The 21,244-nt window shown below is 62.9% G+C and carries 16 protein-coding genes; 5 read left to right on the forward strand and 11 right to left on the reverse strand.

Annotated features, from left to right (window positions below):
• The first annotated feature begins 44 nt into the window (after positions 1-44).
• Together P12x_RS05960 and P12x_RS05965 are read left to right on the forward strand one after the other, a co-directional pair.
• Positions 45-533: a DUF4365 domain-containing protein gene (locus P12x_RS05960; RefSeq protein ID WP_435009973.1), complete on the forward strand. Its 489-nt coding sequence runs from the start codon at positions 45-47 to the stop codon at positions 531-533.
• A gap of 10 nt (positions 534-543) precedes the next feature.
• On the forward strand, positions 544-1,038 hold the full coding sequence (locus P12x_RS05965; RefSeq protein WP_435009974.1) for a hypothetical protein: 495 nt from the start codon (positions 544-546) through the stop codon (positions 1,036-1,038).
• A gap of 9 nt (positions 1,039-1,047) precedes the next feature.
• On the opposite strand, the gene P12x_RS05970 is transcribed toward P12x_RS05965, so the two are convergent.
• Positions 1,048-1,986, reverse strand: a complete 939-nt coding sequence (locus tag P12x_RS05970) for a 1-phosphofructokinase family hexose kinase (RefSeq protein WP_435009975.1) — start codon at positions 1,984-1,986, stop codon at positions 1,048-1,050.
• A gap of 96 nt (positions 1,987-2,082) precedes the next feature.
• Positions 2,083-2,886, reverse strand: coding sequence for a class I SAM-dependent methyltransferase (locus P12x_RS05975; RefSeq protein ID WP_435009976.1), 804 nt, complete (start codon positions 2,884-2,886; stop codon positions 2,083-2,085).
• Positions 2,887-3,111: 225 nt separating this feature from the next.
• On the opposite strand from P12x_RS05975, the gene P12x_RS05980 reads away from it, so the two are divergent.
• Positions 3,112-5,784 (forward strand): fused MFS/spermidine synthase, encoded by a 2,673-nt coding sequence (locus P12x_RS05980; RefSeq protein WP_435009977.1) that lies wholly within the window; start codon positions 3,112-3,114, stop codon positions 5,782-5,784.
• A gap of 61 nt (positions 5,785-5,845) precedes the next feature.
• Entirely contained in the window at positions 5,846-6,409 is a 564-nt protein-coding gene (locus P12x_RS05985; RefSeq protein WP_435009978.1) for a TlpA family protein disulfide reductase, read from the forward strand.
• Between the two features lie 118 nt (positions 6,410-6,527).
• Here the strand turns inward: P12x_RS05985 and P12x_RS05990 are convergent, their stop codons facing one another.
• The 9 genes from P12x_RS05990 to P12x_RS06030 all read right to left on the reverse strand — a co-directional run bounded on the left by P12x_RS05990 (position 6,528) and on the right by P12x_RS06030 (position 15,143).
• On the reverse strand, positions 6,528-7,424 hold the full coding sequence (locus tag P12x_RS05990; protein WP_435009979.1) for a Gfo/Idh/MocA family protein: 897 nt from the start codon (positions 7,422-7,424) through the stop codon (positions 6,528-6,530).
• A 44-nt stretch (positions 7,425-7,468) separates the two neighbouring features.
• The gene (locus P12x_RS05995; RefSeq protein WP_435009980.1) at positions 7,469-8,164 is read right to left on the reverse strand and encodes a hypothetical protein; all 696 of its coding nucleotides are present in this window, start codon (positions 8,162-8,164) and stop codon (positions 7,469-7,471) included.
• A 102-nt stretch (positions 8,165-8,266) separates the two neighbouring features.
• Complete coding sequence (locus tag P12x_RS06000; RefSeq protein WP_435009981.1) at positions 8,267-9,583, reverse strand: DUF58 domain-containing protein; 1,317 nt, start codon at positions 9,581-9,583, stop codon at positions 8,267-8,269.
• Complete coding sequence (locus tag P12x_RS06005) at positions 9,580-10,632, reverse strand: AAA family ATPase (RefSeq protein ID WP_435009982.1); 1,053 nt, start codon at positions 10,630-10,632, stop codon at positions 9,580-9,582. Before P12x_RS06005 ends, P12x_RS06000 begins: the two co-directional genes overlap by 4 nt.
• Positions 10,629-11,780 carry a hypothetical protein gene (locus tag P12x_RS06010; protein WP_435009983.1) on the reverse strand — a complete coding sequence of 384 codons (1,152 nt, stop codon included), beginning with the start codon at positions 11,778-11,780 and terminating at the stop codon, positions 10,629-10,631. The genes P12x_RS06005 and P12x_RS06010 overlap by 4 nt, the downstream gene beginning before the upstream one ends.
• Positions 11,777-12,526 (reverse strand): DUF4129 domain-containing protein, encoded by a 750-nt coding sequence (locus P12x_RS06015; RefSeq protein WP_435009984.1) that lies wholly within the window; start codon positions 12,524-12,526, stop codon positions 11,777-11,779. The genes P12x_RS06010 and P12x_RS06015 overlap by 4 nt, the downstream gene beginning before the upstream one ends.
• The gene (locus P12x_RS06020; RefSeq protein WP_435009985.1) at positions 12,520-13,287 is read right to left on the reverse strand and encodes a hypothetical protein; all 768 of its coding nucleotides are present in this window, start codon (positions 13,285-13,287) and stop codon (positions 12,520-12,522) included. Before P12x_RS06020 ends, P12x_RS06015 begins: the two co-directional genes overlap by 7 nt.
• Positions 13,288-13,338: 51 nt before the next feature.
• Complete coding sequence (locus tag P12x_RS06025; RefSeq protein ID WP_435009986.1) at positions 13,339-14,376, reverse strand: stage II sporulation protein M; 1,038 nt, start codon at positions 14,374-14,376, stop codon at positions 13,339-13,341.
• A gap of 2 nt (positions 14,377-14,378) precedes the next feature.
• A complete protein-coding gene (locus tag P12x_RS06030) occupies positions 14,379-15,143 on the reverse strand; it encodes an RDD family protein (protein WP_435009987.1) in 765 nt (254 codons plus the stop codon).
• 484 nt (positions 15,144-15,627) lie between these two features.
• Here P12x_RS06030 and P12x_RS06035 point away from each other — a divergent pair, with 484 nt between their 5' ends.
• The gene (locus P12x_RS06035) at positions 15,628-21,174 is read left to right on the forward strand and encodes a Calx-beta domain-containing protein (RefSeq protein WP_435009988.1); all 5,547 of its coding nucleotides are present in this window, start codon (positions 15,628-15,630) and stop codon (positions 21,172-21,174) included.
• Positions 21,175-21,244: the final 70 nt, after the last annotated feature.

Raw genomic sequence — 21,244 nt, forward strand, 5'->3', positions numbered from 1 at the left:
GGAAGTGGTTATCTCTTCCTGGCGATTCGCGGAAGCAGCTTTCGATGTCATCGAGCGATAGGATTGGGATCCACGGTGAGTTTTTGTTTCAAGCCATGATAAGTCGGAGATGTAACAGGAAATTTTATTTCCATCCGATTTTCATGGGAGAGAAACATCCGACTACTGATTTGACCGTAGAATTGCTGGATACTACCGGCGTACAGTCCCTTTTCTACGTCCAGGTCAAGTCGACGACTCAAGGCTACAAAGGATCTGGTTCGGACAAGAAATTGATCGTTGATGTGTCTCGCAAGGACGTCGAGAGGTTGAAGAGCTATCCTGGCCCCACCTATCTCGCGGGAATCGACATCATTCAGGGGCGAGGCTACTTGGCTGGTATTTCTGCTGATCTGACTGGGCCGCTCGACGGTTTGCCCACGCATCATCCCATCGATTGCCGTAATATTCGGACGTTGTGGGCGGAGGTCGACTCCTACTGGAATATTTCTCCTCGGCCGATACCATTGATCGTGACGAAATTCGCAATTTGAAGGCGTTATCATGTCCAAAGTTGCCAACACTTTCGTCGAGCAACGAGCTCGAGTCCTCGCGATGGTTCAATTCACCACGCGCGCGGACTTGCAAGTCGATGCTATATCGGAGGATTCTGGTTTCGATCTTCTCGTCCGGATCACTTCGGAAGGAAAGGTCCGTCAATCCGTCAAAGCTTTTGGGGTGGTACTCAAAGGAACGAACCGACCACTTCGCGGAGCTGAGGATGCGGATCGCCTTTTGCAAAGCGGATCCTCGAAGAAAAGCGATGTTGTTCTTACGAGTTACTCCTTCCCGGTGCTTATGCTGCTCTTCTCGATGCAAAATGATAATGGCTATTTCGCATGGAGAGCCGAGCCAATCGTAACCCCCTCTCGCGAGCCAAGGTTGCAGGTCCACGAGTCCTATTCTTTCTCCACATTCGATCGCGCCGCTTTAGGGATCATTGTCGATCAAGTCGATGAGTGGTACAAAACGCTCTTTACCTTGCTCGATGGGAATTGAGGATCCAATTTAGCCCCTTTCGAGAATGGACACGTTTTCTGCCAGCCTCCGGACTTCTTCCGGATCGATTCCTCCCGCCTCCCAGACGAGGGCATTCGCGACGGCGGCGGCGACGGCCCTCCTGAGCATCGGCTCGGGGCCGATCCCTTCGAGGTGGGCGTCGACCAGGCCCGCGAGCAGGCAATCTCCCGAACCGATCGGATTGATCGCCTGGATTTCGGGCGGCAGGACGCGGTAGTTCCGGCCGTCGATCCGGGCGAGCACCGGACCCGGGCCGTCGGTGACGACGGCGACTCTCACGCCTCGCCTGGCCCAGCCTTCCAGCATCCGGTGGAGGTCGGCGTCGGAGGGGGAGCTGGTGCGGAGATGGAGGCCGGCCTCTCTTCGGTTGAGCTGGATCGCGTCGGGCCAGAAGCCCCAGATCCCTTCGAGGGCGGGTCCGTAGGTATCGAGAAAGGTCGGGACTTTCCGCGCCTTCGCCAGGGCGATCAGGTCGCTGAAGAGTCCGTGAGTTGTCTCGCACGGGCTCGAACCGGAGAGGGTCAGCGCCTCGACGATCCCTTCGGACAGCGCCCCCTCGACCCGGTGAAACATGGCCTCCGCTTCTTCAGAAGTGATCGTCGGATCGGGGTCGAAGAAGGCGGTGGGCTCGACCCCGTCCGATCGAACCGTGAGGATCTCGCGGGTGGGTGCCTCGGTCGGGGTGATGAGCGGATCGAATCCATCGACCCCCTGGAGGAGAGCCAGACATCGATCGCCGACGGTTCCTCCCAGGAATGTCGCGGGGCGTGCGGGGCGCCCGAGCCTCGTGAGGGCCCTGGCGACGTTATTCCCCTTGCCGCCGACAACTTCGAGGACGGAAGTCCCCCGGATGTTGTCGCCGGGCTTCCAGTCGGGGACGGTCAGCGTCTTGTCGAGGCAAGGATTCAGGGTCACGGAGAGAATCATGGCGAGGACGACCAACCGGGGACCAGGGCGAGTTGGGGGATAAATACGACGGACGAGCGGGGCGCGGTCGCCCTCGGAACGGGCGGAGCAATGCCCTTATCTTGACGTGAGGCGATCCGCGATGGCAACCGGGGAGCGCCCCGGAATCGAGATCCCGTGGGCCGAATGCATCGGAGGTCGATGGGCGATCGCCAGGAGGGAACTCCCGATCGGCCAGGGGACGAGCCGACCGATCGCGTGGTCGCAGCGGCTCAACGCGTTCAAGGCCCGGTTGATCGGTCCGGACGGGATCGTCACCTCATAGTCGGCAACGCCTGAAGCAGACCCAGAGGGCGCGAGCCATCTTCGGGCCAGAAGCGGGCCAACCGTCCAGGCGAAGGCGTAACGAAGCGTATCGATCGCGAATCCGGCGTCCAGCAGGACGCTCTTGAGCGTCCGCGGGAGATATCGTCGGTAATGCTGATTGGCCTCATCATGCCGGCTCCAGAGCCGGGGGAGTGCCGGGACGGTGATCAGGAGCGTTCCCCCTGGCCTCAGGGCCGCGATCGACGATCGGAGCGCCTCGCGGTCGTCCTCGATGTGTTCCAGGACGTCCAGCATGAGGAGCAGGTCGTAAGGGGCCTCGGCCTGGAAGGTGTGGTCGAGCCGATCCGTCCGGATCGACGATCGCCATCGAGGGTCGCTCAACAGCGAGGGGTCGGGTTCGAGCCCCTCGACCCGGCCGAACCTCGAAAGTTGATCGAAGAACAGCCCGTCGCCACAACCGACGTCCAGGATCCGTTTCAAGGGCGACCGACGATGGATCCGCTCGATCTCGCCCACGAGCAGCTTTTCGCGTGACCGCCACCACCAGTGACGGTCCCAGAGCGTCCGATATCGCTGGGCATAGTCGGCTTGCATCGGGTCCGATCGCGAAGGGGCAACGGTGTCGATTCCGCTTCGAGGCCGGATGCTAGCCAAGTTGACGCGATCGGTCGAGCCCGGATCGGGCCGCTCGCGATCGACTCCGGGAATCCCATTCCGCCGAAAACCCTACATCCTGGACGGTTGTGGGCGGCATGACGCTGGTATAAGGTGGTTCGATCGACTCGTCCTGTGTCCTCGGCTTCCTGGAGTGTCCGCCGCATGAACGGCCTCGCCGTCCGAAATCGCGCCCTCCCCTACTTGCTGGCGTTCTTCAGCAGCCTCTGCATCATGATCCTCGAACTGGTCGCCAGCCGGTTGGTGGCGCGTCATGTCGGGGCCTCGCTCAATGTCTGGACCAGCGTGATCGGGATCATGCTCGGGGGGATCTGCCTGGGCAACGTCCTGGGCGGACGCCTGGCCGACCGCTCCGATCCGTCTCGCGTCCTCGGGCCGCTCTACGCGATGGCGGCGGCCCTGACACTCGGCAGCCTCTGGTTCAACGCCCTGGGTGCTCACATCCCGGTGGACGGGATCCCGCCGTGGCTCCGGACCGTCCTGCTGGTATCCATCGACTTCCTGGTGCCCGGGACGATCCTGGGGATGATCGGCCCGGTGGTCGCCAAGCTGGCCGTCGAGCAGTCTCGCAAGACGGGAAGTGCCATCGGCGATGTCTACATGCTGGGCGCAATCGGCTCGATTGCCGGTACGTTCCTGGCGGGTTTCGTCCTGATGTATCTCTCGTCGATCTCGACGATCATCACGCTGGTCGCCGCCGCCCTCGCCTTGCTGGCGGCCTCGATGATCGGGGACCGGATCGGGACCATTCTCGGGTTCCTGGCCGGGGCGATCCTGGGCCTGGGATCGGTCGGCCCGGTGGTTCGTTCGATCCCGATGGCGGGACTTAATGTCGGCGGGACCGTGATCAATCCGCTTGCCCTGGTCGGGCACCTGATGGCCCTGGCCCTGGCGGTCGTGGGGCTGGTCCGGGTGATGCAGGCCCGGCTCCCGGCCCAGGGCCCGGACGAAGAACTGGTGATGGGAGAGAAGCCCCCGGCACCGAAGCTGTCCGACCTCGCCGCCCTCTCATTCGTGATCAGCCTGGCTTTCATGGGCTTCGAGATGGCGGCCGGTCGACTGGTCTCGCGGCACCTCGGTTCGAGCATTTACGGCTGGACGAGCGTGATCGGTGTCCTCCTGGGGGGCCTGAGCCTGGGGAATTTCCTCGGGGGCAAGGTGGCCGATTACGTCCGGAGCGAGAAGCAGGCGAGCTGGCTCTTCATGACGACCTCGGCGCTACTGCTGTCCGTTCTCCTGATGGAGACCCCGCCCCGATGGCTTGGCAAGTCTCCGTTGGGTTTCCTCTTCGTCGGCCAGGAAATCCCCGGGACTACCTCGATCCTCTCCGGGGCGATCACGATGACCGGCGTCGATTGGAGTGTCCGGGTCTTCCTGGTGACGGCGATGGCCTTCTTCCTTCCCTCGGTGGCGCTGGGGACGGTGAGCCCGGTGATGGCCAAGCTGGCCATCGATCGGCTCCGCCGGACCAAGCAGACCGGACAGGCGATCGGGGTCGTTTATGCCTGGGGCATGGTCGGCAGCATCCTCGGGACGTTCCTGACCGGTTTCCTGCTGATCGACGTGCTGGGGACCAAGGGCGTCATCCTGCTGTTTGCCACGATCCTGGCCCTGGCGGCGACGGTCATCGGTTCGACCTGGAATGCCGTCTGGGCCGGCATCCCGATCGGCCTTTGCATCATCGCCTTCGCGCCCGTGCCCGTCCCTCGGCTCCAGGAATTGCTCCGGACCCAGGGAGAAAACTGGGGAATCCGGGAACCGGTCGGCGACCCCGAGACCGACAAGGAGGACGGGATCGCCTGGCTCGACGAGAGCAATTACTACTACATCAAGGTCGAGAATTCCCCGGATGCCGAGGGTAAGAAGCGGACCCTCGTCCTGGATAATCTGATCCACGGTTATTTCATCCTCGGCCACCCCGAGCGGCTCGACTACGACTACGAGCACATCTACGCCCTGGTCTCCGATCGGATCGCCCAGGCCAAGGCGAAGGCCAAGCCCGACCCGAAGCCCTCGGATGCCTCGGCCCTGAACACGATGTTCCTGGGGGGCGGCGCCTACACCTTCCAGCGCTATATCCTGAACAAGTATCCGGGATCGGTGGCCGAGGTCGCCGAGATCGACCCCGCCGTGAAGAAGGCCAACCACATGGCCCTGGGACTCCCCGAGGACACCCCGATCGTCACCCACCTGGGCGACGCCCGCCAGTTCGTCGAGCGGAACCAGGACCGTAAGCAATTCGACATCATCTACGGCGACGCCTTCAACGACTTCTCCGTCCCCTGGCACCTCACCACCCACGAGTTCAACCAGAAACTCGCCAAGATGATGGCGCCCGATGGCGTTTACATGATCAACATCATCGATGTTTACGAATCCGACGCCAAGGCCGACTCGAAGGCCGAGGCCGAGATCAAGTCGCAGACCAATCCGCCGAAGGGCGCCCTGGAGCGGCTGAAGGCCCAGAAGCGGGCCCAGGCCCGGAATTTCGGCGGGTTCCTGGGTGCCTGGGTGAAGACGGCCAGGCTCACCTTCCCCCACATCTACGTCTTCGGGACCGACGACGATCCCGGCGCGGGGCTCCGCGAGACGTTCGTGGTGGTCGCCTCCAAGGCCCCGATCGATATCGAGGCCCTGGGGAGTCGCGAGGGCGACCCGAGATTCTTCCAGAGAGATCGGCTCTTCGAGCCGAGGGCGTATGGTGACAAGGACATGGCCGCCATCGACGTTCGATCGCGAGGGATCATCCTGACCGACGACTACGCCCCCGTCGAGAACTTGCTGGCTCCCGTGGCCAAGACACGCGGCGACGATTGAATCGGGCCCGGGAGGCTTCCGGTTCCCCGGTGATCGACCTCCAGACGAACAGGGAAGACACATGTCCGTGCAATGGGCCGAAACGCGCAAGTGGCTCCTCGTCGGTCTCGGTCTGGTGATCGCCTGGGGGGCGTTCGTGACTTCCCAGGGGCCTCGATTCGGGGGGGCCGGTGAGGCTCCCGACCTGAAAGGGACCGCGCTGGCCTTCCCGGCCGAATTTAATTGGAAGATGAACGGCCTCGACGGCTCCTCCGTCGAATTTGCGAAGTTCCGGGGACGACCCATCTTGTTGAACATCTGGGCGACCTGGTGTCCCCCCTGCGTGGAGGAAATGCCCACCCTGGCCAGGCTGGCGTCGAATCCTCGGATCAAGGAGAAGGACGTTGCCGTGGTGTGCGTCTCGATGGACGACTCGCTGGACACGGTGCGGAAATTCGTCGCCGACAAGGGCTGGGGGATGACGATCCTCCACTCGACCTCGCTTCCCCCCGTCTTCCAGACCGATGGGATTCCCGCGACATTCCTGATCGCGCCCGATGGGCGTGTCGCCGCGACCACGGTCGGTTCGGCCCGTTGGGACGACCCCTCGGTCGTGGCGTTCCTGGAGAAACTCTCCACTCCCTGATCGATCCGAGGTGCCCGCGATCATCAGGTCGAAAGAGTCTCGAATTGCAGAAATGAAGGAGTATCGAAATTTCTGCAATTCGAGATCCTGACGCTCCGAAATCGAAACCGGATCGGATTCAAGCCGGCAGTTCGACCGTCGCTCCCTGAGCCTCGGCGCTCTTCCGGGCGGCCTCGATGAATGCCACGATCTCCAGGGTTTCCCGGAGGTCGATCGGCAATTGCCGGGTCTCGAACATCCCCACGATTTTCTTGAGGAGTTCTCGGTAGATGTACTGGGTGCTCACGCCCTGGGTCTGTACCCCCTTGGTCCCGAATAGCGTGAATCCGTAGTCCGCCTTGCCATCGCGGATCCCTCGGATCGAGGCGATCCGGCCATCGGACCAGAGGCCGGTGACGACTTCCGCCCCCGGCGTGCTCAGGTTGGTCACCTTCTGGCAACCCGGACCCATCAGGGTAAAGAGCATCTCCACCGGGTGGATCCCGTAATGAAACAGGCCCGGATTCCTCGGATGCGTGGGCGCGGGGCCATAGGTCGAGACCCCGATGATCTCCCCAACGGGGCCGGTCCCTCCCCGGGCGGCGACTACTTCCGGGGCATATCTCAGGCTCGAGCTGGACATCAAGGGGATGTGCTTCTCCATGGCGATCTTCACCATCGCCTTGGCATCCGCCATCGAGCAGGCGAACGGCTTGTCGACGTAGGTCGGCATTCCCTTCTCGAGGAACGGCATCGCTCGTTCGAGGTGGACGCTGCCGTCGACGGCCTCGATCATCACGGCATCGACCTTCCCGAAAAGCTCGGCCGGGTCGTCCAGGATCTCGACCCCGAAACCTTTGAGGGTTTCGAGGTTCTGGGGGATGACCTCGGGTGAGATCTGCGACCGGCCTGGGACCCCGGCGACCACGCGGGCCCCTTCGACCCACTGATCCTCGGCGATCCCCACATGGTTCAGCCGCTTGGTGAACTCGACGGCGTGGCTGGTGTCGAAGTCGACGATGCCCAGGCGAATCATGCGAGGATCTCACTAGAGGTCGTGGCCAGGGGGCCGGGATCGTATCAGCGGGTCTGGAACATATTAACCAAAGCACCGACGATCGCGAGGCCGATGACGAAGAGGAGGAGCCCGAGGAAGATCTTCACGATCAGGCTGGTCTTGTACTTCACATGGGGCGTCTTCCGGATGATCATTTTGTACTGGGAGGAGAAGACCATCCCTCCCTTGGCCGAGATCATCAGATAGAGGATATAGCCCAGGATCAGGCTCCCCAACATCAGGACGAACAGTCCGGCCGCCGGTTGCGCCAGGGCTAATACGACGCTCACGCCGAGGATATAAAGCATTGAAAGTGCTGTCAGGACCACGGTCGTCCATCTGGCCCAGGGTTGGAGCGCCCTGAGACCGTATCCCATCCCGCCGTTGAGGACCGTCATTGCCAGATAGACCAGGGAAAGTCCGAGGAAGATGCCTCGCATCGCCTCGGGCGACGGGGAATTCGGATCCTGGCTGGGCGGCATCGGGATCAGGCCGACTCCCATGGCCAACAGGGCCAAGGTGCCGAGCAGCCCGAAGAAGGCAAAAAAGAAATTCAGAAGTCCCAGTGACTTGATCGACGCCTCGTGGCCGATGTGCGCCCGCCGGATGATCTCCGCATCCGATTCGCTCTCGAGGTAATCGTCGGCTGCGGCATACTGGCCGATCCCGGCACGAGGGGCCTCGAAGGGGTTGACGTCCCGCGGCGAATCAAAGCTCATCGAGATGTCTCCGGGCGAATTGTGTCGTACAAGAGTGCATGTTCACGGCATCAGAGGGTCGCCGTGAAGAGTTCAAATGTCAAGGTGCTGTCCCTCCGAAATTCAGAGCAGGTGCTTCGCCTTGATCTGGAGATACTGATTAATCAGGGGGGCGGTGAGGTCGCCGGGGAAGACGTCCAGGGTCAGCGCTCCCTTGAGGCGAAGCCCGGCGATCACGCGTTCTCTCCAGGTCAACATCGAGGCGGCCACGGCTCCTGCATAGAAGGCCGGGCCGCTCTCCGGGGCGGAGTCGGCCAGGGCGAAGAGGTCGGGCGAGCGGAGGAAGACGCCGAGTGGTAGATGGCGACCCACGACGTTTCCGAGCTGGTCGCCGACCTGTCGGGCATTCACCTCGTCGAAGACGTCGGTCATCAGGACGACCAGCGACCGCTTCCGGCACCGACGTTCCAGCTCGACGAAGGCCCGGTCGTGGCGGGGCTCGACCAGCTCGGGGAAGATGTTGTGGACGGCGTGGACCAGCCGGTTGATCCTGCGCGGGCCGCCCCCGGGGGGGACGTAGGCCCGGATCCGATCGGAGTAGGCCAGGAGCCCGACCTGGTCGCCCCGAAGCAGAGCGACGTGCGCGAGCATCAGCATCGCGTTGAAGGCGTGATCGAGCGGAGAAAGCCCGCCGCCGGTGTCTCCGGCCATCATCCGGCCGCAGTCGATCAGGAAGATGATCCGCTGGCTCTGGTTCGCCTGGTGGGCCCGGACGGTCAGCTTCCGCCGGCGTGCGGTCGCCTTCCAGTCGAGGTGGCGCGGCTCATCCCCCTCTGCGTAGTCGCGGAGCCGCTCGAATTCGTTGTCGGTCCCGAGTCTCCGGGAGCGTCGGACCCCGATGGCGCTCAGCTTGTCGCGGCGGGCTAGGAGGGTATAGCGGGCGATCTGGCGGATATCGGGGTAGACCTTCAACTGGGTCGAAACCGACCATCTGACCGACTTCAGCCAGAATCCGAGGCGGCTGGAGACGAGGGCATCGACCCGTTCCAGCGTGTAGGAGCCGCGTCGGCGAGGGGTCGCGGTGTAGGCCAGGACCGCCCTGCCTCGTCGGGGAATTCTCGCGACGAACTGGGCCGGCTCGGCCTCGATCGACCCCGGCACGTCGTCGCGGATCCGGAGGAGACGTCCCGATCTCGATCGGTTCTCGATCGTCAGCTCGACCAGGGTCGGCTCGCCGAGTGATCCGACCGATGGGCTCCGACGCTCGACCCGAAACCGACCAGCTCCGCCGAGCGTGACGAGATCGATCAACGCCACCACCGCGACCAGGGCATCCAGGGCCAGGATCGCGGGCCAGAGCCTCTCGTCGACGAAGAGCCCCAGCGAGAGGGCCGCCGGGATCAGGACCGCTCCTGCCAGGGCTCGGGCGGGCCAGATCATGATCGGGGGACCTCGACCGATCGGATCAGGTCGGTCAGGAGGTCGTCGGCGGTCTGTCCCTCGACCTCGGCCTCGGGAGTCAGCATTACCCGATGTCGGAGAGCCCAGGGGGCCACTTCCTGGACATCGTCCGGCACGGTGAAGTCGCGGCCCTCCAGCGCGGCCACGGCCCGTGCTCCCCGGAGGATCGCCACTCCGGCTCGGGGCGAGGCCCCTAGCGAGAACGTCGGCCACTCCCGGGTCTTCCGGACCAGGTTCGCGATGTAATTCAGGACACGGTCGTCGACCAGGACCGAGGCGCATCGCTCCTGGACCTCGAGGACCTCCTCGGCGCTGGTCACCGTCGCCAGGGCATTGGCCAGGAGTGCGTCGGGGCTGGATCCGAGGGTATGCAGGCGGAGGATCTCGGTCTCCTCGGTCGCGCCCGGATAACCGGCCACGAGCTTGAAGAGAAAGCGATCGAGCTGGGCCTCGGGGAGGTTGTAGGTCCCTTCCGACTCGATCGGGTTCTGGGTGGCCAGGACCAGGAAGGGCCGCTCGATCGGGTGCGAGGTCCCGTCGACCGTCACCCGGTATTCCTGCATGATCTCCAGGAGCGCCGAGTGGGTCTTGGCCGGGGCCCGGTTGATTTCGTCGGCCAGGAGAAGCTGGGTGAAGACCGGTCCGGGGCGGAACCGGAAATCTTGCTGCCGTTCGTCGTAGACGGGCGACCCGGTGATGTCGGAGGGCATCAGGTCGGGCGTGAACTGGATCCGGTTGAACGAGCAGCCCAGGACCTTGCCCATGGCCCGGACGAGGAGCGTCTTGCCCAGGCCGGGCACGCTCTCGATGAGGACGTGGCCGTCGGCCAGGAGCGCCGCGAGGACTCCCCGGACCAGGTCATCCTGACCGACATAAACCTTGTTCACCTCGGCCAGGACTCGCGCCGCCCAGAGGGCTACCGGGCCTTCGCCGACGGATCCGGCGGGGCCGATCTCGGCAACCGGGTCGGGCTGGGGAGCCGGGTTGGGGCTCGGGTCGTCGAAGAACTCGATCTCGCTCTCGTTCATGAAATGGGGCTCGGTGGAGGAGGTGGGGCCGAACGGCCGGGATTTGCCGGGTGGGGGCGCCATCGACGATACGCGTCGAGGAGGGCCCGGGCCGTATCGGCCCGTCCGGTCCGGGCCAGCAAGTGGCCCAGCGCCTCGGGATGTGCCGAGGGTTTCTCAATTCCGGAGGGAGGTTCCGGCAAGGGGCGTCCCAGGGTCACTGCGCCGGCCATCGCCAGCAAGAAGAGGAAGATCAGGACATGGGCCGAGATTCGACCGAATGGATCGACCTGGAACAGGTGAAACGGCGAACTCGTCGGCGAACCGCTCTCGTCTAAATCGGCCAGGAGCCTGTCCCCCTCGACGAAGGCGACATGGCCCGGCCCGGGTCCGATCCAGTTGAGGACCTTGCCGGTCAGCGGGCGGCGATCCCGGTTCAAGAGCGACGCATTCAGCAGGAATGACCCGTTGGCGATCGCCAGGACCCGACTGTCATTGCCTAGGGTCCAGGTGATGGCCAGGGGGGCGCCGTCACCCTTCAGGAGGACCGGTACGAATTCCTCGTCGACGACGAACCCTTCGTGTTTAGCGATCGCCGCACGTTTTACATCAATCCCATCGGCCCAGGGGCCTCCGAGATCCCGGCACTCCGACGGCTGGCCCGGCTTGGGATCGACGGCGAACCATTCGGATTCCGAGGCTGGCTTTTTCGGGCCTGGCGGGAGCCTGGAGGCCCAATCTCGACTTTCTTCGAGGTTCTTGTTCAGCCGATCGAGGAGCTTGGCCGGGGCGTCCTTGGGCTGGGCGGCGATGGTCGCGGCCCAGAACTCGGGCTCCGTGTCGAAGTCGCGGACCACGTAGACGAGTCTTCGACTCGAATCGCCGTGTAGCCATTCGAACATCCAACGACCCTCATCGACCCCGGGCGGGCCGGGGTGATCGGAGAACCGGACCAGGACATCCGCCCAATCGCTCAGGGCTTCGGTCAGTCGGACCGCCGTCCGGACCTCGTACTTCTGATCGCGGAGCAACTCAGAGAAGGCGCTCGTCCCGTTGATGCTCGGGCCTCTCGACTTGCCGTAGGTGGTATCGACCGGCGTCGGCCCGCACCCGGTCGCGATCAGCGAGCCCAGCAGGAGGACCGAGATCAGCCCGGTGCTTCGGCTCATGACGGGACCCCCGAGGCCACTCGATCCTGGAACCGCTCGGCGGCGGCCCAGGCGGCGGCAAACTCTTCGGCCGAAGGCTCTCGGTGGCCGTAATAGGCCGCCTCGAAAATGCCCAGGGTCGGAGTGACCAGCCTCCGGAATTGTTCGTCAGTGATCGACCGGAGGAGTTGCCGACCGGTTCGGCCCGGGGCCAGACGGAGCAGGCCGAGTCGGGAAAGCGTCAACAATTGATGGGCGAAGAGGCAGACGATCGCCCCGGCCAGGTCGCCCCGATCTCGACGCCGGAGTGCCTCCGACCAGGGGTCGGCCGGGTCATAGCCCAGTCGGAGCCCCGGTGGGAGTTCCTCCGATCGGGCCACACCTCCGGTGGACTCGGCCCGATCATCCAGCTCGCCGTCGAGCGAGGGTTCGTAGCGCCGCCAAAACCAGACCAGGACCCCCACCAGGATTCCCAGCCCCAGCGAGAACACTCCGAACGCGATCCAGCCTCCGAGATCGAAGCCTTTCGCGGGGGTGGAGGTTGGCCCGGATTGAGTCGAGTCCTTCGAGGTGTCGGGATTTCGATCGAGCGGGACCTGGATTGGTCGGATCGCGTCCTTGGCGGCGTCGTACCAGGGGAAGGACCCTTTACCCAACGCTTTGCCGATCTCTGGAGTCGTGCTGATCTCCTCGGCTTCGAGCGAGGCAAGACTCGGGACGGCGACCAGTGCGAGGCCGACCAGGACCGAAGGGAATCTCCTCACCATCGGCGATCCTCCCGGATGGTCCGGCTCACCGATCGGAGTCGAAGTTCCACCTCCCAGCCTTCCAGCCGGATCCTCTGATCGATGTATGTCAGGAACCGAACGACCCCGAAGAAGGCCGCCACCAACCAGACCGGGATCTGGAACCGGAGCGAGTCGAAGACGGACTGACCCGGCAGGTCCCAGGTCAGATCCTCGGCCATGAAGACCTGAACGATCCTCCCGGTCCCGAGGTAGGAAAGGGTCGCGAAAGTGTACACCAGCAAAATTTGCAGCCATCCTAGCAGGAATAATTCCCCCGCCCGGCCGCTGCAGAGATCGCCGCCCCTACGGATGATCGACCACCAACGGCCTCCTTCGAGCAGGATCACCTCGTTGGCGAATGCCAACCTCGACGGGATCAAGAAGAACAGGACAATTCGCAAGAAGCCATTGATTACGATCAGGGGTACCGCCGACCGAACGAGGGTCGAAGCGACAAGGTTGATCGACACGTTTCGGTCGAACATCAGTTTGCCCAGGACAACCGTCAAGGGTGCCGTGGCTATGGGAGCTTCCAGGAGCCAGAGGAACAGCGAGATGCCGGCCGATTCGTTCCCGAGCGCCCGAAAGAGTAAATCGTTCAGGACCACGAATGGTGCGATCCCCGCCAGGGCTGCCAGCCCGAGAGTCAGCGGTCGGCTACGGATTACCGCCAGGGCCAGGTCGAGGATCTCGACCAGCGGGCGTTCGCGGATCTGCACCAGCGTTCGTTCCAGCGCCAACGATGCCCTCCCGTCGATGATCGCGTCGGACAGGTCATTGTAGCGCGGGACTCACCCGGCCGCGAGGCGGTTCTCGGCGACTCGGGTCCTGTCCGACCAGATCGGGCCGGATTCACGGGGCATTGGGCGTGTCCGGCCCAGGAGCAGGACGTAAGTGATCAGGATCGCGACGCTAATGCTCGCGATCGCCGCCTTGACGGCATAGGGCAGGGGGGAGGCCGAGACGAATCCTTCGAGAAACGCCGCTAGCAGGAAGAGGATGACCGAAACTCCTACGATCGGGAGCGATCGGGCCGCCTCGCGTCGGAGCGAGGCGAGCCTCGACTGGCCTTGCGTCAGGATGAGTCCCGAGCCGAGCCGAAGTCCGCCCGCGCCAGCGAATACGATCGCGGTCAATTCGAACGGGGCATGCGAGGTGACGAATGTGAAGAAATTCCCGGCCTGGGGTGTCGTCGCCATGTGCCCGAAGATCACGCCGATCCGGATCCCCTCGGAGGCGAGCGTCCAGAGGCTTCCCAGGCCGAATAAAAGCCCCATGGCATAACATCTCAGCCCGATTCCGGCGTTGTTGAAAATATAGAACCCGGCCATCGCCGAATCATTCCGGTTGAGGCGTTTATCGCCCGACCCGTCGAGGGGCTGGTCGTACATCTCCTCCATGGTCTCGACCGTGGACGAGCCCACGACCTTCGCGGCAAACCCGGGCCGGGCGGCGGCCAGGAGCGTATTCAGGAAGAACAAGCCCCAGAAGGTCAGGAAGGCCAGCCGGAGCATCGGGTCGGCCCGGAGGCGACGCGGGACCTGATCGAAGATGACGTTGCCCCAGTCGGAGAGCCGGAATCCTCGTGCTCGATAGACCGCGTTATGAGCCCGACCGACCAGCGCGTGGAGATAGGCCACGGTCTCCCGGGGAAGGTCATGAGCCTCGGCCAGCATCAGGTCGGCGCAGGCCGACCGGTACAACTCGCCGAGCCGGATGATCTCGCCGGGGTCGGCCTTCCGGAGGGGTTTCCCCTCCATTCGATAGAGCAGAAGCTGGAGGTCCCGCCAGTCCTGCTCGCGACGGGCCAACCGGTCGACCACCCGCATCGTTAGCCTCCCAGGAAGACCCGCTGGTAATAAGCGCAGAGGATGGCGTCGGAGGTGGCCGACTCGGGAAGCCCGAACCGTTCGCGGAGCGGAAGGGCCAGGTGTCGGGCGATCTCCTCGCGACGCTCGCGGCCGAGACGCCCTCGATGGCGGACATAGTCCGAGAGTGCCCGGGCCAATTCCTGCCCCGCCTGGACTCGAAGTGGCAGATAGGCCAGGACTTCTGCCGTCAGTGATTCATCGACCTTGGTGACCGACGCCCGGAGCCTCGACTCTTCCACCACCACCATCGTACCTGCCGCCAGGTCGCCCAGCCTCTGGAACCGGGAGGTCAAAATCATACTGGCCAGGCCCGGCAAATAGACGAATGGCATCGGACCGTCGACGGAGCCAATCAGGTTGCGGATCACGGCCTGCGAACCCGTGATCGGAACCCCTTGAGTCGTCATCACGCGAATCCCGAGGGCTCGTTTGCCCAGGGTCTGCCCGTTGAACATTCCTTCGCAGAAAGCGCCGTAACCCCAGACGAGAGCAAAGATAATCGCCAGGATCGGCCCCATGCTCGCCGCCGACCCGAGGGTGAAGACGAGCGAAATCAATCCTCCCAGGAGGATCAGGATCAAGATCACCCCAAGGTCGATCAGGTAGGCGATGACCCTTCGAAATGGCCCAGCCAGAGGATACCGGAAATGGACGCGTTCCGGGGTGACCAGCAGGACCGAGGTGTCCAGTGGTTCCCACTCATCGTCCTCGACCGTCGCTGCCATCGCCAAACGGAACCCTCGGTTCGCAATTCAAGGAGGATGTCGAAATTCTGGAAGCCCCACCGATTATGGTGCTCCCGCCCTGGCCAATCAATGACCCACCCGGGCCGAGTGATTGGCGGATCGAGTGGCCGCCCCTCGACTCGATGGCTTCAGGTTGACGAAGGAATTCGCGAATAATCTAACCACGCGGTTTTGATAAGATGCAAAATTTGGATAGTTTGTGTCTGAATAATTGACTGGGGGGATTGCGTGGGATAAGAATCGGTGATTCATTTTGATCGAAAGTCTCGCCCGATCGAAAACTTCCGCCATCCCTGGATATCGGAAATGGTTCGAGAGTCCCGAGGATCCTCGGTGAGATCTCTCCGAAGGTCGAGCCTACCCGATCGCTTTCGACTTCTCGGGCGTCCTTGAGGAGGTCCGAGGATTGGACATCGCCAAGGCCGTCGGTTCCGCTTCTTCCCCTTCTCCGAGAGCTGCGATCATGAACAGCCATCAAAGTCGAAACGTGGACCGTCGACGTTTCGGGGCCCAACCTGGGCGCCCTGGTGCTTCGGGATGGCTCGCTTCGGGCCGTCGATCCGCATCTCGCTTCTCTGGTTCGAGGAGGAGGTCGCTCAGCCTGGAATGGCTCGATTCTCGGATCCTGCTCACGACATCCCTGGTCAGTGGCGACCTCTTCGGGAACGCGGCGGGTGGCCCTTTGTTCTCGAATCCGATCACCAGCCGCGACGGTCGTTACGTCGTGTTCGAGAGCAGTTCCAACAATCTGGTCAGCAACGATTCGAACAATCTTCCCGACGTCTTCGTCCGAGATCAGGTCCTGGGGACCACGCAACTCGTCAGCGTCAACGCGGGGGGGACGGCCTCGGGCAACGGGACCTCGGGCAGCTCCCTGGTCAGCAATCGCCCATACAGCATCAACGACGACGGTCGTTACGTCGCCTTCGTCTCCGACGCGAGCGACCTGATTGCCGGCGACACGAATAACGCCCCCGACGTCTTCGTACGCGACCTGACTCTCGGGACGACGAGCCTGGTCAGCGTCAACTCGCAGGGGTCCGGGCCCGGCGTCGGCGGGGCATTTGAGCCGATGATCAGCGGCAATGGGACCGTCGTCGTGTTCCAGGGAAACTCCGACGACTACACCACCAACGACGATAATGGACTCACGGACGTCTTCGCCCGGGATCTGATCCAGGGGACGACCACCCTGGTCAGCGTAGACACCGGGTCACCCCCGGGTAATAGTGGCGACGGCCCATCCACCGCGCCGAGCGTGAGTATCGACGGTCGATACGTCGCCTTCCAGAGCCTGGCCGACAATCTCGTCATCAATGATTTCAATGGAGTGAGCGACGTCTTCGTCCGCGACCTGACGCTCCAGACGACCTCGGTCGTCAGCTCCGGTACAGGATCAAGCTCGACCGCGAACGGTCCTTCCTTCGGCCCGATCATCAGCGGCAACGGGACATCGGTGGCTTACATCAGCCTGGCGACGGATCTCGTCAGCGGGATCACCGACTCCAATAACACTCGCGACGTGTTCGTGAACTGGTTAGCGAGCGGATCCAATTTCCTGGCCAGCGTCGACACCACGGGACTTCAGGCTGCGGATGGACTGTCCGGGGGGAATACGGGGGCTGACCTCAGCCTGAGCGACGACGGCCTGACCGTGGCCTACGCCAGCGACGCGGACAACATCGTCAATAACGACTTCAACAGCAATCGCGACGTCTTCGCCTACAAGCTCGACCTGAGCACCATCACCCCCCAGGTTACCGGCGGGCAGAATGTGCTGGTGAGCATCGATTCTTTCGGGAACTCCAGCGGTTCCGGCGAATCCTACAACCCATCCATTAGCGGCGATGGTCAGTTCGTGGGATTCGTCAGCCAGGCCGGGAACCTCGTCTCGAATGACTTTAATAACGCGACCGACGTCTTTGTCCGGGACCTGACGGCGAATACGACCACGCTGGCCAGCTACGAATCTTCGGGACTATTCAGCGGGAATGGAGCCTCGGGTTCAACGAGCATGGTCGCGGGGAACTCCTACCTGAGCGCGAATGGTCGGTTCGCGACATTCTCGAGCGTCGCGTCCAATCTCGTGGATAACGACTTCAACAACGCATCTGACATCTTCCTGGCGAATCTCGCGGGTCAGTTTGTTTTCAATACATCGAATTTCTTTTCCGTCGAAGGGGATGGGACGGCCACGATCACGGTCGATCGGATCGGGGGGAGCCAGGGGGCTGCCACCGTCGACTATTCCACCAGCGATGGGACCGCGCAGGTGGACCTCGATTATCTGGCGGCCGCGGGCACATTGGTTTTTGCCCCGGGCGAGACGAGCCAGACGTTCACGATTACCCTACTCGACGATTCGCTGATCGAAGGGGATGAGACCGTCAACCTGGCCCTGATGAACCCGACCGGTGGGGTGATCCTCGACAATCCGACGACCTCGATTCTCATCATTCAGGATGACGATTCGATCTTCAGCTTCGGATCACCGACCTACGTGGTGGTCGAAGGCTCGATGGTCGCTCAGATTCTCGTCACCAGGACGGGCAGCAGCATCGGGACCGACACCGTCGATTATTCCACCAGCGATGGGACCGCCGTGGCCGGTCAGGATTACATCGCCGCTTCCGGCACGCTCACGTTCTCGGATGGTGAGACCCAACAGTTTCTCTTCGTGACCTTGATCAACGATACGGTGATCGAGCCGGACGAGACCTTCGGCCTGACCCTGTCGAATCCCTCGACCAGCGCGTCGATCGGGACGCCTTCGTCCACGACCGTCACGATCACCGATGACGATTCCTTGTTGAGCTTCAGCGCCCCGACCTATACGACCGTCGAGGGGTCGAAGGGAATCCTCATCGTCGTCAATCGAGTCGGTGCGGCCCTGGATACCGTCAGTGTCGAGTATTCCACCGGGGGCGGGACCGCGACCTCCGGTATCGACTTCATCCCTGCCAGCGGGACCCTGGTCTTTGAGAGCGGCGTGACCAGTCAGACCTTCTTCTTGACGATCCTCGATGATTCGAAAGTCGAGGGGACCGAGTCATTCAACGTCACGCTTTCCAACCCGATCGGGAATGCCGCGCTCGGCACTCCGAGTGATTCCCGGGTCGACATCCTCGACGACGATTCGATCCTGAATTTCAGCGCCCCGACCTACAACGTCCGCGAGAACGACGGCGTCGCCGTCTTCACGGTCAACCGGATTGGCGACCTTTCCACGGTGGCCACCGTGGACTACGCCACGATCGACGGTTCGGCCTTCGCCGGGTCCGACTATCAGGCGACCTCGGGTACCTTGACCTTTGGTCCGGGCGTCGCTTCGCTCGATGTCCCGGTCACCTTGATCAATGATCCTTTCTTCGAGGCGACCGAGACCTTCAACCTGATCCTCACCAATCCCGTCGGATCGGTGCAGTTCGGCGTGACCAACCAGTCGACGATGATCATCACCGACGAAGATCCGTTATCGCCGCTCATCTTCGGGGACGATGTCTCCGTGTTCGAGGGAGATCAGCCCACGACCGTGGTGAACCTGGTCTATCGGCTCGACGCCCCGGCCGATTTCTCGGTGACATTCAACGTGACGACCGTCGACGGGACGGCCATCGCCGGCGAGGATTATCTTCCTTACACCGGGACCGTCCTGTTCAGCCCCGGACAAACGGTCCAGACGGTCCCGATCACCCTGATCGGCGATCTTACGATCGAGCCTGACAAGTTTTTCCTGGTCCAGGCCAGCAATGCGGATGGTGGCCGGATCGTCCATCCCGACCTCCGGGTCACGATCCTGAATGACGACTCGACCGTCGTCACCAATACCAATGACTCGGGGAATGGCTCGCTCCGGAAGGCGATCCTCGTCGCCAACCAGGCCCCTGGATCCACGATCACCTTCGCGATTCCCTCGACCTTCGTCGATAGCTCGACCGGAGTGATCACGATCTCTCCGGCGACGGCCCTCCCGACGATCGTCAATCCGACGATCGTCGATGGCAACTCCCAGTCGAGATTCTTCGGCCAGGTCCAACCCAGGATCATCGTTCAGATCGACGGTCATTTTTCGATCCCTTCGGAGGGCCTGGTCTTCGGGGCCGACTCGGACGGGAGCGTGCTTCAGGGCCTGTCGATCTTCGGATTCGTGGGCAATCAAGTTCGTTTCGAGTCGGACAACGCCGGGATCTTCAATAACTTCATCGGGATCGCGGCCGGGACTCCCGGCGACCGTCCCACTATTGAGGCCTTGGCAAACCCGTCAGGGAACCCCGGCTCGGATGGCCTCCTGATCCACGGATCCAACGCGACCGTCGGCGGGGCTTCGGCTTCGTCCCGGAACGTCATTTCGGGCAACAAGGGGCAGGGTATCGAGTTCGCCGGAGCGGGGGCGACCGGCGGTCGAGTGCTGGGAAACTACGTCGGGCTCGACCCCACCGGCAGCTTCGCGGTGCCGAATCTCCTCCACGGGATCGTCATCAATGTCGGTGCCGGGTTCAACGTCATCGGCCCGGGAAACGTGGTTTCCGGCAATCTCGGCGTCGGGATCGAACTGGTCAACACCGTCCACAATGTGATTGCCGGGAATTTCATCGGCACCGACGCGGCCGGCACACGGCCCCTGGGCAATGGTGGAGGGGGGATCTGCCTGGACGGTGCGTCCTTCAACATGGTGGGAGGCTTCAATCTCGCCTCGACCAATCTGATCTCCGGGAATGCGGGTCACGGGATCCTGGTACGTTACGGGGCCACGGGGAACCGGGTCGCGGGCAACCGGATCGGCAGCGACGCTTCGGGTCTCCGACCCTTGCCGAATCTGGTCAGCGGGATTTTGGTCGACGGATCCTCGGACAACACCATCGGTGGCTCGGTCGCGGGCGCCACGAACTTGATCTCCGGCAATGGGAGTGTCGGGGTCATCCTTCAGGGCGGAGCCACTCGGAATTTCATCGGGGCGAATCTGATCGGGTCCGACCTGCGGGGGACTTCCGCCCTGGGAAATGGGAACGCCGGAATTCTGGTCGAGGACTCTCCGAACAACATCATCGGCCCGGGGAATCTCGTCTCGGGCAACGGTACCGTGAAGGTCCCCGGGGCCGGGATCTGGATCGAAGGGGCGGGATCGGTGGGGAATCGGGTGATCGGCAATCGAGTCGGGACCAATCTGACCGGCTCCGCCGCGCTACCCAACACCTCGGTCGGGATCCTCGTCAACGAAGCACCCCTCAACCGGATCGGCGGGAGCAATCCTGGTGAGGGCAACCTGGTCTCGGGCAATATCGCGACCGGCCTGATGCTCTCGGGAATCGGGGCGCACGGAAACGCCGTCCAGGGGAATCTGATCGGCACCGACGCTTCCGGTACCCGAAGGCTCGGGAACGGTACGAGTACGATCGGCGTGGGTCTCTATCTGCTCAATGCCCCCGGCAACTTCATCGGCGGGACATCGCTCGCCGATGGGAACCTGATCTCGGGCAATAACTTCGACGGTGTCGAGTTGTTCGGGCCGTTTGCCACCAGGAATTTGATCCAGAGCAACCGGATCGGGACCGATGCCAGCGGGTCCGCGGCGCTGGGAAATGGCAAGGATGGCGTCGTCTTCGATCAGGCCCCGAACAACCGGATCATCGGCAACTTCATCTCGGCCAATGCCCGAAATGGAGTTTTCCTCTCGGGCTCGACCGGCAACCTCCTCCAATCGAACGCGATCGGCCTGGGTGTGGCAGGTCAGCCTCTGGGCAATGGCGGGTTCGGGGTCGTGATCGCGAATGGATCGACCGGAACCATCCTGATCGCTAACACGAATGTCAACAACAAGCTCGGACCTCTGAGGAATACCGATCAGGTGCCGATTACGGTCAGCCCTTCGGTCAATTCTCAGAAGGCCAAGCCGTCCCAGACGAAGTCGTCTCGGAAGAACGTCGTCAAGATTCAGGCGAAGTCGCATTCCTTCGCCAATCGTTCCATCGCCAAGCTCCAGACATCGGGCAGGTCGAAGTCGAAGGCTTGATCGGGGTCGCTGATGGTCCGCAGATTCGAAAAAAATCGAACGACCTCGCATAACCCGGGGTCGTTCGATT

The sequence above is a fragment of the Tundrisphaera lichenicola genome (assembly GCF_051175385.1).
Lineage (GTDB): Bacteria > Planctomycetota > Planctomycetia > Isosphaerales > Isosphaeraceae > Tundrisphaera > Tundrisphaera lichenicola.